We start from the raw sequence: 13,543 nt of genomic DNA, 5'->3' as shown, positions 1-13,543 counted from the left end.
GCCGTACCCGGCCGCGCCCGCCCGAAGCCCCGTCAAGTCCGTACGAGGGCATAGGCACCGGCCGCCCGACGGCGCATACTTTCGTCGCGGCCCCGCACCCGTCGCGCCAGGGCCGGCAGGGCCCGGCCCGGGCGCGCCGCCGGCGGGAGAGGTCGGCCGACATGGCGGTACTCGTGGGCATCGCGGTTCTCGGGCTGGCGTGGTTCGCCACCGGCTTCCGGGTGGTGCAGCAGTACGAGCGCGGGGTGGTGTTCCGGCTCGGCCGGGTGCGCGGGCGGGTCCGCCGGCCGGGCCCGGCCCTGCTGATCCCGCTGGTCGACCGGATGCGCAAGGTCAACGTCCAGGTCATCACCATGCCCGTTCCCGCGCAGGAGGGCATCACCCGCGACAACGTCTCGGTCCGGGTCGACGCGGTGGTCTACTTCCGGGTCGTCGACCCGGTGCTGGCCACCGTGGACGTGCAGAACTACACCTTCGCGATGTCCCAGGTCGCGCAGACCTCGCTGCGCTCGGTCATCGGCAAGAGCGAGCTGGACGACCTGCTCTCCGGCCGGGAGAACCTGCACCGCGGGCTGGAGCTGATGCTGGAGAGCCCGGCGGTCGGCTGGGGCGTGCACATCGACCGGGTGGAGATCAAGGACGTCGCGCTGCCCGACTCGATGAAGCGCTCGATGGCCCGCCAGGCCGAGGCCGACCGCGAACGGCGGGCCCGCATCATCACCGCCGACGGTGAGTTCCAGGCCGCCGCCAAACTCTCGCAGGCCGCCGCGATGATGGAAGGCACTCCGTCCGCGATGCAGCTGCGGCTGCTGCAGACGGTGGTCGAGGTGGCCGCCGAGAAGAACTCGACGCTGGTCCTGCCGTTCCCGGTGGAGCTGCTGCGCTTCTTCGAGGGCGCCACACCACGGGCCGCCCGGCCGGCGGCCGACGGCGCACCCGCGCCGGACGCCGGGGCCGACCCCGGCACGGCGGCCGCGCCGGAGCTGGCGGCCCCGGCCGCGCCGGTCCTGCCGCCGCCGCGCCCGGAGCACGCGCCCGCGCCGCGGGCGGACTGACCGGGACGGGCGGCGGGGCGGCCCCCGGTCACCCCTGGTCGGGCCCGGCCGGTCGGCCCCGGTCAGGCCCGGTCGGCCACCGGGTCGACCGCGGGCACCGGCAGCGCCACCGGCACCGCCACGGGTACGGCAGTGCCCGCCCGCCCCCGGGAGGAGCGGGACAGCAGCACGTACAGCACGGCCGCCACCGCCCCCGACAGCACGAAGCTCAGGTCGATCCCGCCGGTCAGCGGCAGCAGCGGCCCCCGGTACACGGGGGTGTCCACCGCGCAGAGGCCGACCGCGCTGCCCGCGGCCCAGGCGACCGTCGCCGGGACGTTCCAGCCCGCGCGGTACCAGTACACGCCCCCGCGCGTGCGCCGGTTCAGGACCTGCAGCGAGGCGCGGTCGTAGTCGCCGCGGCAGCGCCGGTACCCGATCAGGGTGATCACGGCCCAGGGCGCGCCGATCGCGGTCAGCACCAGCACGAAGGAGGTCACCGCCGACTGCGCGTTCCAGACGAAGTGGCCCAGGAAGACCAGCGTCACGGCCACCGCGGCGACCACGTGGGTGGCCTGCCGGCGGGTGGCCCGGGGCAGGATGGCGTCCAGGTCCAGGCCCATGCTGTAGAGCATCAGGCCGGTGTTGCCGGCACTGCCCAGCAGCCCGTTCAGCAGCAGCGGCACCAGGAACCAGACCGGGGCGCCGGCGATCAGCCCCCCGACGTAGTCCTCGCCGGCGCCGGTCGCGATCGCCGTGAAGGTCCCCAACAGCTGCGGGATCAGCAGGCCGACCAGCAGCCCCAGCGCGGTGGCCCCGAGCACCTTGCGCTCGCCGTGCCGGGCCGGTGAGACGTACCGGGTGTAGTCGCCGAGCAGGGTGATGAACGCGATCGGCCCGCTCAGCCCGGCCGCCACCACCGACAGCAGCCAGGTCGGCCGGAACCCGCCGAGCAGGTAGCTGCCGTGACCCGAGGGGTCGAAGTGCGGGGCGAAGGCGACCAGGCCCGCCAGCAGCAGCGCGGACATCGCCCACATCAGCCACCGCTCCAGCTTCAGCATCAGCCGGTAGCCGAACACCGCCGCGGTGGCGCTGAGCGCCGCCAGCACGGTGTACGTCGCCACGTACGCGGGCCCGCCGGAGGGCAGGCCGAGCAGCCGGTTCAGCGCCCCCACCACCACGTCCCCGCCGACCCAGAGCGACAGCGCGGTGTAGCCGAGCGACAGCAGCAGCCCCACCACCGAGCCGATCAGCCGCCCGCGTACGCCGAAGTGGGCGCCGCTGCTGGTCGAGAGGTTGGTCGCGGTGCGCAGCGAGACCAGTGCCAGCGGCGCGGTCAGCGCGATGCCGAGGACCGTCCCGAGCACCACGGAGCTCACGCTCGCCCAGAAGGACAGCCCGAAGGAGACCGGCAGCCAGCCGAAGACCACCACGCCGAACGCGAGATTGGAACCGACCAGGATCGAGAGCACGTCGCGCGGGCTGCTGGTGCGCTCGGCCTCGGGGATGGTGTCCACGCCGTGCTGTTCGATCATCGACGGCGCGGCGGGTGCGGGGGAGTGGGGCATCGGCACTTCCTGGGGCTCGACGCGGCGGTGCGTCGGGGCACGGCCGCCGGTGGTCCGGCGGTGCGGGCAGGGGGTGGTGCTGCCTCGGTGGGGTCCGCCGACCTTGCCATGATCCGCGCCCCGCCGGGCCCGGGACACTGGCGGATCGTCCACAGAGCGACTCGCGATGTCCGGACATGACTGTACGGACGGCTCGGGACGGCCGGGCCGACCCGGTTCGCGGGCCCGCCCGCTCCCCGCGGCGGGCCCGCCCGCTCCCCGCGGCGGGCCCGCCCGCTCCCCGCGGCCGGCCCGCCGCTCACCGGCTGCCCCCCGCGGACCGCCCGTCGCTGGGCCGTCCGGGCGAACCGACGGGCCGGCGGCCGGGAGTGACTGGTCGGTAACACCGGGTGGCCGCCAGACTGCCCGCGTGAAACCGCTGCTGCGCTCCGCCGTCCTGCTCGTCGTCGCCACCGGCCTCGCCGCCTGCCCCGTCCAGGCCGGCGCCGCCACCCACCAGCCGCCGGCCGAGGGCCGCCCCTACGTCCAGTTGCAGCATCCGCAGCCGGTCCGCGAGGCGGCGGCGACCGAGGCGGTGGAGTTCTTCTGGTACGACTGCGTCCACTCCCAGCAGCTGGAGCAGCCGTTGCAGGACTGGGCCCGGCGGCACCGCGCCGACGTCGTGCTGCGCCGGGTGCCGGCCGTCTGGCAGGGCAGTCCGGGCGAGGGCAGGCAGCTCGGCCACGCCCGGCTCTACTACGCGCTGGAGCGGCTCGGCGAGGTGGAGCGCCTCCAGCTCGCCGTCTACCGATCGGTGCGGGAGCACAAGGAGGACGTCACCACCGAGGACGCCGCCACCGCCTGGGCGGTGCGCCAGGGTGTCGACGAGGGCGCGTTCCGTTCGGCCTACCGGTCGGCGGAGGTCGGCCGGCAGACCTCGGAGGCCGCCGAGCTGTTCCGGCGCTACGAGATCGACGAGCTGCCGAGCGTGGTGGTGGGCGGCCGCTACCGCACCTCACCGACCCCGGCCGGTGGTGTCCGCGAGATGCCCGGGGTGCTGGACCGGCTGGTCGAGGCGGGCTGACCGGGCTCCACCGCCCGGGTCGCAGCGGTCCGGCGGTGCACCCGGGGGCGTGCGTCAGGCCGGGGGCGCCATCAGCAGTCCGGCCCGCGCGGAGTGCGCGGCCACCGCCGCCGCCCGGTCCGCGTCCCGTTCGGTGAGCGGCTCGCCGCTGATGAACCGCCGGTAGTAGAAGGTCGAGGACAGGGTCCGGATCACCTCCGACCGGTCGGTGCCCGGCGGGACGTCGCCGCGGGCCGCGGCGCGGTCGACCAGCTCGGCGCTGGCGTCCAGCCGGAAGGCGTAGAAGGCGGAGAGGGCCTCCCGGGCCTGCCGGTCGTGCAGCGCGGTGGCGAAGACCGCCTCGAACATCACCAGGTCCTCCCCGGACCGGAAGAGTTCCAGCAGGCCGCGGGCCAGTAGCCGCAGGTCCTCCTCCAGCGATCCGGTGTCGGGCACCGGCACGGTCCGCAGGGTCAGTTCGGAGAGCAGGTCGACGATCAGGCCGGGGACGTCCCGCCAGCGGGCGTACACGGTGGTCTTGGCGACGCCGGCCCGGGTCGCGACCTTCTCCACGGTCATCCGGGCGAGCCCGGTGTCGAGCAACTCCGCCCGGGTGGCGGCGAGGACGGCGGTGCGGGTGCGGGCGGTCCGCCCGCCGGGGCGCACGGTGCCGGGCTTCCCTTCCGGAGCCTGAGACAAACGAAACTCCTGTTGTGTTTGCACGAGGGGTTCTGCCACCATCAGGCTAATCCAACTCGGGTCCGCTTAGGGGAAGCGTGTGACATGACCGAACTGGCACTCCCGCACATCCGGCACCGCTACGCCGAGGTCGGCGGACTACGGATCTTCTACCGTGAGGCGGGGCCCGCCGACGCCCCGACCCTCCTGCTGCTGCACGGATTCCCGTCCGCCTCGCACCAGTTCCGCCGGCTGTTCGACGCCCTCGGCAGCCGGTTCCGCCTGATAGCCCCGGACTACCCCGGCTTCGGCTTCAGCGACAGCCCGCCACCCGCCGACTTCCGCTACAGCTTCGACGGCCTGGCCGACGTGGTCGAGGACTTCTGCCTCGCCCTCGGGCTGGACCGCTTCGCGATGTACATCTTCGACTTCGGCGCCCCCGTGGGGCTGCGGCTGGCCACCCGCCGCCCCGAGTGGATCACCGGTCTGGTGGTCCAGAACGGCAACGCCTACGAGGAAGGACTCTCCGACCTCGCCCGCGACTTCATCGCCGAGCGGCCCGGTGTCGAGGGCGCCGAGGAGCGGGTGCGCGCCCTGCTCACCCTCGACATGACCCGGGGTCAGTACGAGGGCGGCACCACCGACCCGGCCGCCGTCGCGCCCGACAGCTGGACCCTCGACCAGCACTTCCTCGACCTGCCGGGCCGCAAGGACATCCAGGTCGAACTGGCCCTGGACTACCACTCCAACCTGGGCCACTACCCCGCCTGGCAGGAGTGGCTGCGCACCGCCCAGCCGCCCACGCTGATCGTCTGGGGCCGCGGCGACGCCTTCTTCACCGAGCCCGGCGCCCGCGCCTACCTGCGCGACGTGCCCGGGGCGGACCTGCACCTCTTCGACACCGGTCACTTCGCGCTGGAGGAGAACCTCCCCGAGATCGCGCCGCTGATCGCCGACTTCCTCGACCGCACGCAGAAGTGAGGAGCACCATGCCCCACGAGATATCCGTCGCCGTCGCGTACCACAGCCGCTTCGGCCACACCAGACGGCAGGCCGAGGCCGTCGCGCGCGGCGCCGCCGAGGTGCCGGGCACCACGGTCACCCTGATCGCCGTCGACGGGATCACCGAGCAGGACTGGGCGGTGCTGGACGCCGCCGACGCCATCGTCTTCGGCTCGCCCACCTACCTCGGCGACGTCTCCGCCGGGTTCCGCACCTTCGTCGAGCAGACCAGCGGCCGCTGGGTCGAGCAGGCCTGGCGCAACAAGATCGCCGCCGGGTTCGTCAACTCCGGCTCGATGAGCGGTGACAAGCTCAACTCCCTGCAGTCGCTCACCATCGTCGCGGCCCAGCACGGGATGACCTGGGTGAGCCTCGGACTGCTGCCCGGCTGGAACCGCAGCACCGCCTCCGACCAGGACCTCAACCGGCTCGGCTTCTGGCTCGGCGCGGCCGCGCAGTCCGACGGGGACCAGGGCCCGGAGGGGATGCACCCCTCCGACCTCGCCACCGCCGAGCACCTCGGCCGCCGGGTCGCCGAGCAGACCCTCCGGATCACGGCCGGCGACGCCCTGCCGGCCGTCGCCGCCGGCTGACCCCGCCCGGCACCGGGCCGGTACCTCAGGGGGCCGCCCGGCCGCGTACGCACGTGCGGCCGGGCGGCCCCCGGCCGGCACCACGGGCACGGGGGAGCCGTCAGTGCGCCGACGTGCGCCGCAGCAGGAGGGTGACGAAACCGAGCGTCCCCCGGTAGCCGTGCAGCCATTCGGCCCGGTGGACGTCGGCCGCCGCCAGGGCGGCCGCGCTGTCCGGGTGCTCCGGGTGGTCCAGCGCCCACTCGGACAGCGAGCCAGTCCAGGACAGCTCGTAGTCGTCCCACTCCTGCCGGCTGCTGACATGGCCGTGGACGGGCGTCCAGCCCTCGGCCCGGACCAGGTCCAGGGTGCCGGCCAGGTCGGTGAAGTCCTCGCGGGCCGCGCCCAGCGCGTCGAGCGCCTCCTGGCCCGGCTCGCGCTCCCAGAAGGCGTCGCCGACCAGGAGCCGCCCGCCGGGCGCCAGGTGCCGGCCGGCCGCCGCCAGGGTGGGCGCCAGCCCCCCGAACGCGTGCGTGGCGCCGATGCTCAGCACCAGGTCGAAGGGCTCCTTGGCGGTGAACTCGGCGGCGTCCAGGTGGTGCAGGCCGATCCGCCGCTCCAGCCCCATCGCCTGGGCGGTCCGCCGGGCCAGGTTCAGGGCGGTCGGGTCCAGGTCGACCCCGACCGCCTGCCACCGGGGCTTCGCCGCCAGCGTCCGCAGCAGCCAGCCGGCCTCCCCGCAACCCAGGTCGAGGGCCCGCCCGGCCTCGGGCCGCGCGGCCCGGCCGATCAGCCGGGCCACCGCCTCGTCGGTGATCGGCGCGGCGATCGGATGATCGGTATGGGCGATGCGGGAGATCGTCTGGCGGTCCATCGGGCCAGTGTCGCCCACCGGGCCCCCGCCCGTCCTTCCTTTCGGGTCCCCGGGCCGGACGCGCTCCGGGGCGCTCCCGGCCGCGGCCCGGACGCTCCACGGACGCCCGTGACGGCCGGGCTCCCGGCGGCATCCGGTGTCATGCGGCGGATCGCATCCACCGTCCGCGTCGAGCGCCGCCCGGCCCGGACCCTTGCGGTCGCCCGGGCCCCGCGCACCCGCCGCCCGATCAGTTGTCCGGCAGACCCTGGTACGTCCGGCCCTTCCAGGCCGCGCCCCGGCCGCGCCGGTGCTGCACCGCCGAGTCGACCGTCATCAGCAGGTACAGGAACGCCGTGAACGGCAGCAGCGGCGCGGCCAGGGCCGGCTGATCGTAGTAGCGCAGCATCGGCAGGTACGTCCCCGCCATCAGCGCCCAGGCACCCGCGCCCGCCGCCGCCACGTCCGGCCGCCCCGCCGCGAGCCCCGCCACCGTCGCGGCCGGCGGCACCAGGTAGACCAGCGCCAGGCCGAGCACCGTGCCGAGCAGCAACACGGGCGAGTGCCGCAACTGCGCGTACGCGCTGCGCGAGACCATCCGCCACAGCGGTGCCAGCCCGGGGTACGGCCGGACGCTGTCCACCTGCTCGGCCAGGCCCAGCCAGGTCCGCCCGCCGGAGGCCTTCACCGCCCTGGCGAGGGACACGTCGTCGATCACCGCGCCGCGGATCGCCGCCACCCCGCCGGCCCGCTCCAGCGCCTGCGCCCTTACCAGGGAGCAGCCGCCGGCGGCCGCCGCCGTCCGGCTGCCCGGCCGGTTGCTCCGGCGGAAGGGGTAGAGCTGGGCGAAGAAGTAGACGAAGGCGGGCACGATCAGCCGCTCCCACCGGGTGCTCACCCGCAGCCGCGCCATCTGCGAGACCAGGTCGAGACCCGCGCTCTCGGCGGCCGACACCAGCTCGGCCAGCGACCGCGGGCCGTGCGCGATGTCGGCGTCGGTGAGCAGCAGGTAGGCGGGCCGGTCCGCCGGCCGTCCGGCGAGGGCCAGCTCGACGCCGTGGCGCAGCGCCCAGAGCTTGCCCGTCCAGCCGGCCGGCAGCGGCGGCGGGGCGGTGACGGTGAGCGGCAGCGCGCCGGAGCCGGCCAGGGCGGCCGCGAGCCCGGCCGTCCCGTCACCGCTGTGGTCGTCGACCAGGATCACCCGGGCCCGGCCGGGGTACTCCTGCGCCAGCAGTCCGGGCAGGGTGAGCGGCAGGACCTCGGCCTCGTCCCGGGCCGGCACCACGATCGCCACCTCCGGCCAGCGGGCCGGCGCGCGGCGCTCGGGCAGGGTCACGTCGGTGCGCCAGAAGAACCCGTGGCAGCAGGTCAGCCAGAGCCAGACCAGCAGGGAGAGCAGGGAGACCCACAGCAGGACCGTCACCCGGGCAGTCTGCCGTACCGGAGGCCGCCGGGGGTGGATCGACTAGAGTCGTTCCCCGTGAAGATCGCACTGCTGGACTCCGGAATCGGCCTGTTGGCGGCGGCCGCCGCGCTGCGCACCCTGCGGCCCGACGTGGACCTGGTGCTCTCCTCGGACCCGGACGGCATGCCGTGGGGCCCGCGTACGCCGGCGGGCGTCGCGGAGCGCGCTCTCGCCTGCGCGCTGGCGGCCGCGGCGCACGAGCCGGACGCGCTGGTGGTCGCCTGCAACACCGCTTCGGTCCACGCGCTGGAGGCCCTGCGGGCGGCCCTGGAGCCCGGACTGCCGGTGATCGGCACCGTCCCGGCGATCAAGCCCGCCGCGGTGACCGGCCGTCCGGTGGCGATCTGGGCGACCCCGCTCACCACCGGCAGCCCGTACCAGCGGGGTCTGATCCGTGACTTCGCGGGCCGGGCCGCCGTCACCGAGGTGGCCTGCCCCGGCCTGGCGGACGCGGTGGAGCGCGGCGACGACGCGGCGATCGACGCCGCGGTGGCCGCGGCCGCCGCGCTGACCCCGGCCGGCACCGCGGTGATCGTGCTCGGCTGCACCCACTACGAACTGGTGGCCGAGCGGATCCGGGCCGCGGTGGCTCCCACCGCCACCCCGGACCTGGAGCTGCTCGGTTCGGCCGGCGCGGTCGCCGCCCAGGCGCTGCGCCGGATCGCCGACCGGGACGGGGAGCGCGCGGCCGAGGCGGGCACGGGCGGGCTCACGGTGCTGCACAGCGGCCGTCCGGCCGTGCTGAGCCCCGTCGCGGCGCGCTACCCGGAGGGCCGCCTGGTGGCCGTCTCCCAGGCGCCGGCCCGGGCCTGACCGGCCGCCGAAGCCGACCGCCGAGCCGGCCGCAGGAGTCGGCCGCAGGAGCCGACCGCCGAGCCGGCCGCAGGAGTCGGCCGCAGGAGCCGACCGCCGCCGCCGGTCACCAGCCGCCCCCGCCCCGGGCAGGCGCCTCCGGACTCAGGCCACCGACTGCCCCCGCCAGCGGCGATAGGCCGGCTCGAGCCCCGACAGGATCGTGTCGAACCGCCGCGCGCTGGTCGTGGAGTCCACCTGGAGGCGGCTGATCTGCAGCGGGTGTCCCGGCAGCCGCGGCCCGAGCCGGTGGTCGGACAGGAAGCCGAGCCGGTATCCCAACTCGTCCAGCACCGCCTCGGCCCGGGGGTCGTGCCCGCCGTCGGGGTACGCGAAGGCGACCGGCGGCTCGCCGAGCCAGCGGGTCAGGGCGTCGTGCGCACCGGTGATCTCGGCCCGTACGGTCGCGGCGTCGCAGCGGCCCAGACAGGGATGCCCCTGGGTGTGGTTGCCGATCGCCACCCGCGCGTCGCGCAGGGCCAGCAGGTCCTCCGGGGTGAGCTGCTCCTGGCGCGGGGGGCGGCGGTGCGCGCTGACCCGGAGCTCCTGGAGGCTGCGGCGGCGGTCCGGGTCGGGCAGCGACTTGAGCCGGGGCAGCAGCTGGGACGGCCGGTCGGTGCGGATCGAGCGGGCCCGGCCGCCGTGCCGCGCGAGGAAGGCCGCCTCGTGCCACCAGAACGGCCGGTCCGTGCCGATCAGCTCGGAGATCACGAACGCCGCGGCCGGGATGCCGCGCCGGGTGAGTTCGGGCAGGGCATGGGTCAGCACGCTGCGGTCGGCGTCGTCGAAGGTGATCAGCACGCTGCGGGGCGGCAGCGGCCGCCGTTCGGCCACGGCCCGCTGGACGGCCTCCAGCGACACCGGCACGGCGAGCCGCCGCAGCCGGTCCAGCTGGGCGCCGAACGACCGCGGGTCCGTCACCCCGTGGTAGGCGAGGACGGCCAGCCGCTGGGCCGCCCGGGCCCGGAAGAGCGGCTGGACGGGTGCGAAGCGCAGCCAGTCGCCGGGCCGGCCGGGGTGCGGGCCGTACCCGTCCGCGCCGTCGGGCCGGGCCGCGGGCCGGCCGGCCCCGGCGGGGCGCACCTGGTTCGGGCGCACCGGATCGGGGCGCGTCGGAGCACCGACCGACGGGCCGGGTGAGCCGGTCGGCCGGGCTCGGCCGGGCGCCCCGGTCAGCCCGGACAGCCCGAGCGGCGCGAACGCCGACGGCAGGCCTCTGACTCTCGTGGTCTCGGAATACGGCACGGTTCCCCCTCGATCGCCCATGCGGCGTGGCGGTACCGTCGGAGGACTGAGCCCGGCCTCCGACACCTGGGCGCGGCGGCTCCGCCCCCTGGTTCTCCGGTCCTCGGCGGGGACTCCCAACCCGTACCGCGGACGGCTCCTGGATCGCTCGATGTAGGGGAGACCGATACGGGCCGAGGATGGTTGTACCGTCCGGGGCCCGATTTTCGGACGGGTCGGACGGGGCCGCGGCCCGGCGTCCGGGCCCCGGTCGCCGGGCCGTGTCCGCAGGGGCTGCTCCCGGGGCCGGGCGGATGTACCTTGGGTCTCATGGCAGACGCGGACCGTGATCATTCTCTGGCCCAGCCGCTCTCCCGGGCCGCCCGGCTCTGGAGCGGCGGAGCCCTGCACCGCCACCAGCTCCCGCTGACCGTGGTCGGCCTGGCCTGCCTCGCGGTCGGGATCGTGGTCGCCGTGGCCGTCCCCGACACCGACGGGCCGGCCTGGGTGATGGCCGTCGCCGGCTGCCTGGCCGCGGGCGTGCTGCTGCTCGGCCGGATCGCCTTCACGGTGATCCGCCACGGGCGCGGCGTCACCCTCTGATCCCGCTGATCCCGCTGATCCCGGCGGAGCGGCCCGCCGCCGGCCGGCAGCGCTGCGGGCCTGCCCGGCGGGCGGATCGCGGCGAAGCGGCAGAACCGGCCGGATTCCGGACGGTCTCCGCCCTTCTTCCGTACCTCCCGGCCGCAGCGCCACCCGTCCCCCTACGGTGAGACCGTCTCCGCGGGTCGCCGCGTCGGGGAGAGCACCGGGAAGGGGGAGCGCGATGCGCACGACCGCGCCGTACCGGGCGTCCGCCCGCCCCCGTACGCCGGTCGGGTGCCCGCCTGCCCGGCGCACCGCCGCCGCCGGGCCTGCCGGGCAGACCCGCCTCGTCCGGATCCGCCGATGAAGCGCGCCGGGGACCTCGCGATCATCGCACTGGCCGGGATCACCGCCCTCCCCCTGGGCCTGCTGATCGCCCTGCTGATCCGCTGCAGCACCGGCGGCCCGGTACTCGTCCGCCGGCCCCGGAGCGGCCGGCACGGCCGACCGTTCGCGATGCTCACCTTCCGGACCACCGGCGGGCCACAGGGCCCGGACGGGCTGGACCCCTCCCACGCCACCCGCCTCGGCGCCCTGCTGCGCCGCACCGGACTGGAGCAGCTCCCGCAGCTCTGGAACGTCGCCCGCGGCGAGATGGCGGTGATCGGGCCCCGCCCCGTCCCGCCGGAGCAGGCCCCGCCGTCCTCGGCCTCGCCGCGCCGGCGCGGCCGGCTCGACGTCCGGCCCGGCCTCACCGGCTGGGCGCAGGTCGGCGGCCGCGGCCAGGTCACCCGGTCGCAGCGCCTGGCGCTCGACCTCTGGTACGTCGAGCACCGCTCGCTCCGGCTCGACCTGCGGATCCTGGCCCTGACGGTGAAACGGCTGCTGCGCCCGGACGGCGGCCCGGCAGCCGTCCCCGCCGCCCGGTCGGGGCCGGCGCGCACACCGCCGGCCCCGGTGCCTCCGCCCCGGCAGGCCGCCGGACGCCCCGGGCCGTCCGGCCGGGAATGACGGCCGGTCAGTACGTCACGTCCGGGCGGCCGTCGAGGCAGCGGCGCCGAGGGAGCGGCGCCGACCGGGCGGCGCGGTGGCCCGGGCGTAGGGTTCGGGCATGGCTATTCCTCAGTTTCTCGCGGACCTCCGCTCGGTGGTCGGCACCGGGCTGCTCTGGCTGAACGGCGTCGGGGCGGTGATCGTCGACGACGACGGACGGATCCTGCTCGGGCAGCGGGCGGACGACGGCCGCTGGTCGATGATCGGGGGCATCCTCGACCCGGGCGAGCAGCCGGCCGACGGGCTGGTCCGGGAGGTGTTCGAGGAGGCCGGGGTGGTGGTCGTGCCCGAGCTGCTGACCTCGGTCACCGTCTCGCCGGTGATCGAGTACCCCAACGGTGACCGCAGCCAGTACCTCGAACTCACCTTCCGTTGCCGGCTGGTGGGCGGCGAGGCCCGGGTCAACGACGACGAGTCGCTGGACATCCGCTGGTTCGAGCCGGACGCCCTGCCCGAGCTGGAGCCGAGAGTCCTCAACCGGCTCCGGCACGCCCTGGACTGCAAGGGGGAGACCGCCTTCGTGCTGGACGGCGGCCCGGAGGCCCTGGCCGGCTAGGCCGGGAGGCCCTGGCGGCCACCCGGGCACCCGGGGGTGCCGGCGAGGCCCGGACCGGGAGGGTGCCGACGGAGCCGGCTGCGCAGGTCACGACGCGCATGGCCGAGGATCCCCCCTCTCCCGCCGGAGCCCGGCGGGAGACCGGGCCTGGAGCCGATAGTAGCCGCGCGGTCACCCTTGGTGGGGTGGTTCGCCGACAACGGTGCCTCCGGGCCCCGGGCTCGTGCCGGCACGGCTCGTGCCGCCCACCGGCTGCCGGAGCCGTGCCGGGCGGGTCCGGGTCAGTCCTTGCGCTGCCGGTAGGCCTCCTCGGCCGCGTCCAGCACCGCCGAGAGGTCCCCGCCGGCCGTCGCGGTGGCCACGGCGGCGACCGCCCCCTCCACGAACGGCGCGTCCGCGAACCGGACGGGGAAGGGCAGGCCGTGCTCGTCCGCCGCCGCGAGCAGGGCCCGGACGGTGCCGACCGCGCCGCCCAGGTCGGCCAGCACCACCACGCCGTGGCCCTGGTCGACCCGGCGGGTGGCCGCGGCGACCAGCACCGCACTGATCCCCGGGCCGTCCCCGAGCCCGCCGCCGGTGGTCGCGACCGGGGCCGGGTCGGCCGGCCCGGCCAGGGAGCGTGCCAGCGCGCCGGCCGCGGCGGCCAGCTCCTCGCTGTGCGAGACCAGCACGACCCCGACCCTGCCGTGCGCCGGCGGGCGGCCGCCCGAGGGCTTGGGGAGCTTGGCGGGCGAGATCGGCGCGCGGGGGGCCGGGGTGTGGGCCGAGGGGGCGTCGGAAATGGGGATGACGTCGGCGCGGGTGCCGTCCCGGCGGCTCATCGGCTGCTCCTGGGGAAACGGGTGAGCGGGCTGGCGGGCGGGGAGCGGGGAGTCGGGGCAGGTCGTGCTGGCCCCTGCTCGGTCTCACTCTGTCAGTCGGCCGGGCCGCGCGGGCTGAACCGGGCCCGTGTGTTCGCCTCCCGGACCCGCCCTGACAGGCCGTCGGACACCCGTCCCACGGCCCGCTGCCGGCCCGCGTCCGCCCCCGCCCCCGCCCCCGCGACGGAGGGGCCGCCTA

14 protein-coding genes are annotated in these 13,543 nt (G+C 76.3%); 8 read left to right on the top strand and 6 right to left on the bottom strand.

The genetic code is table 11. The features are described 5' to 3' along the window. Window positions 1-161: 161 nt before the first annotated feature. The gene (locus J2S46_RS08805) at window positions 162-1,055 is read left to right on the top strand and encodes a slipin family protein (protein WP_191292403.1); all 894 of its coding nucleotides are present in this window, start codon (window positions 162-164) and stop codon (window positions 1,053-1,055) included. Between the two features lie 62 nt (window positions 1,056-1,117). Here the strand turns inward: J2S46_RS08805 and J2S46_RS08800 are convergent, their stop codons facing one another. Beyond that, window positions 1,118-2,602, bottom strand: coding sequence for a purine-cytosine permease family protein (locus J2S46_RS08800; RefSeq protein WP_229913088.1), 1,485 nt, complete (start codon window positions 2,600-2,602; stop codon window positions 1,118-1,120). Between the two features lie 409 nt (window positions 2,603-3,011). Here J2S46_RS08800 and J2S46_RS08795 point away from each other — a divergent pair, with 409 nt between their 5' ends. Next, window positions 3,012-3,665 carry a thiol:disulfide interchange protein DsbA/DsbL gene (locus tag J2S46_RS08795; protein ID WP_191292402.1) on the top strand — a complete coding sequence of 218 codons (654 nt, stop codon included), beginning with the start codon at window positions 3,012-3,014 and terminating at the stop codon, window positions 3,663-3,665. Window positions 3,666-3,719: 54 nt separating this feature from the next. Here the strand turns inward: J2S46_RS08795 and J2S46_RS08790 are convergent, their stop codons facing one another. Continuing rightward, window positions 3,720-4,343, bottom strand: coding sequence for a TetR/AcrR family transcriptional regulator (locus J2S46_RS08790; RefSeq protein ID WP_229913087.1), 624 nt, complete (start codon window positions 4,341-4,343; stop codon window positions 3,720-3,722). A gap of 84 nt (window positions 4,344-4,427) precedes the next feature. On the opposite strand from J2S46_RS08790, the gene J2S46_RS08785 reads away from it, so the two are divergent. After that, a complete protein-coding gene (locus J2S46_RS08785) occupies window positions 4,428-5,303 on the top strand; it encodes an alpha/beta fold hydrolase (protein WP_191292400.1) in 876 nt (291 codons plus the stop codon). An 8-nt stretch (window positions 5,304-5,311) separates the two neighbouring features. Beyond that, window positions 5,312-5,917, top strand: coding sequence for a flavodoxin family protein (locus J2S46_RS08780; RefSeq protein ID WP_191292399.1), 606 nt, complete (start codon window positions 5,312-5,314; stop codon window positions 5,915-5,917). Between the two features lie 100 nt (window positions 5,918-6,017). Here J2S46_RS08780 and J2S46_RS08775 read toward each other — a convergent pair whose 3' ends face one another. Together J2S46_RS08775 and J2S46_RS08770 are read right to left on the bottom strand one after the other, a co-directional pair. After that, a complete protein-coding gene (locus tag J2S46_RS08775; RefSeq protein ID WP_191292398.1) occupies window positions 6,018-6,770 on the bottom strand; it encodes an SAM-dependent methyltransferase in 753 nt (250 codons plus the stop codon). Between the two features lie 229 nt (window positions 6,771-6,999). Further along, on the bottom strand, window positions 7,000-8,172 hold the full coding sequence (locus J2S46_RS08770) for a glycosyltransferase (RefSeq protein WP_191292397.1): 1,173 nt from the start codon (window positions 8,170-8,172) through the stop codon (window positions 7,000-7,002). Window positions 8,173-8,229: 57 nt separating this feature from the next. On the opposite strand from J2S46_RS08770, the gene J2S46_RS08765 reads away from it, so the two are divergent. Then, window positions 8,230-9,027 carry a glutamate racemase gene (locus J2S46_RS08765; protein WP_191292396.1) on the top strand — a complete coding sequence of 266 codons (798 nt, stop codon included), beginning with the start codon at window positions 8,230-8,232 and terminating at the stop codon, window positions 9,025-9,027. Between the two features lie 144 nt (window positions 9,028-9,171). Here the strand turns inward: J2S46_RS08765 and J2S46_RS08760 are convergent, their stop codons facing one another. Beyond that, the gene (locus tag J2S46_RS08760) at window positions 9,172-10,164 is read right to left on the bottom strand and encodes a polysaccharide deacetylase family protein (RefSeq protein WP_229913086.1); all 993 of its coding nucleotides are present in this window, start codon (window positions 10,162-10,164) and stop codon (window positions 9,172-9,174) included. A 456-nt stretch (window positions 10,165-10,620) separates the two neighbouring features. On the opposite strand from J2S46_RS08760, the gene J2S46_RS08755 reads away from it, so the two are divergent. The 3 genes from J2S46_RS08755 (at window position 10,621) to J2S46_RS08745 (ending at window position 12,484) form a co-directional block, all read left to right on the top strand. Next, on the top strand, window positions 10,621-10,893 hold the full coding sequence (locus J2S46_RS08755; protein WP_191292394.1) for a hypothetical protein: 273 nt from the start codon (window positions 10,621-10,623) through the stop codon (window positions 10,891-10,893). Window positions 10,894-11,238: 345 nt separating this feature from the next. Further along, entirely contained in the window at window positions 11,239-11,886 is a 648-nt protein-coding gene (locus tag J2S46_RS08750) for a sugar transferase (RefSeq protein ID WP_191292393.1), read from the top strand. Window positions 11,887-11,986: 100 nt separating this feature from the next. Then, window positions 11,987-12,484 (top strand): NUDIX hydrolase, encoded by a 498-nt coding sequence (locus J2S46_RS08745; protein ID WP_073925304.1) that lies wholly within the window; start codon window positions 11,987-11,989, stop codon window positions 12,482-12,484. A gap of 281 nt (window positions 12,485-12,765) precedes the next feature. Here the strand turns inward: J2S46_RS08745 and J2S46_RS08740 are convergent, their stop codons facing one another. Then, window positions 12,766-13,221, bottom strand: coding sequence for a PTS sugar transporter subunit IIA domain-containing protein (locus tag J2S46_RS08740; RefSeq protein WP_229913098.1), 456 nt, complete (start codon window positions 13,219-13,221; stop codon window positions 12,766-12,768). Window positions 13,222-13,543 lie beyond the last annotated feature (322 nt).

It is taken from the genome of Kitasatospora herbaricolor, assembly GCF_030813695.1.
GTDB classification, from domain to species: domain Bacteria; phylum Actinomycetota; class Actinomycetes; order Streptomycetales; family Streptomycetaceae; genus Kitasatospora; species Kitasatospora herbaricolor.
Note: the sequence above shows the minus strand (reverse complement) of the source record. Positions and strands in the feature narration are given on the sequence as shown.

Coding starts and splice junctions, on each gene's coding strand:
- J2S46_RS08780 (WP_191292399.1), top strand. CDS start 5,312: ATGCCCCACGAGATATCCGTCGCCGTCGCGTACCACAGCCGCTTCGGC.
- J2S46_RS08745 (WP_073925304.1), top strand. CDS start 11,987: ATGGCTATTCCTCAGTTTCTCGCGGACCTCCGCTCGGTGGTCGGCACC.
- J2S46_RS08775 (WP_191292398.1), bottom strand. CDS start 6,770: ATGGACCGCCAGACGATCTCCCGCATCGCCCATACCGATCATCCGATC.
- J2S46_RS08750 (WP_191292393.1), top strand. CDS start 11,239: ATGAAGCGCGCCGGGGACCTCGCGATCATCGCACTGGCCGGGATCACC.
- J2S46_RS08785 (WP_191292400.1), top strand. CDS start 4,428: ATGACCGAACTGGCACTCCCGCACATCCGGCACCGCTACGCCGAGGTC.
- J2S46_RS08805 (WP_191292403.1), top strand. CDS start 162: ATGGCGGTACTCGTGGGCATCGCGGTTCTCGGGCTGGCGTGGTTCGCC.
- J2S46_RS08755 (WP_191292394.1), top strand. CDS start 10,621: ATGGCAGACGCGGACCGTGATCATTCTCTGGCCCAGCCGCTCTCCCGG.
- J2S46_RS08800 (WP_229913088.1), bottom strand. CDS start 2,602: ATGCCCCACTCCCCCGCACCCGCCGCGCCGTCGATGATCGAACAGCAC.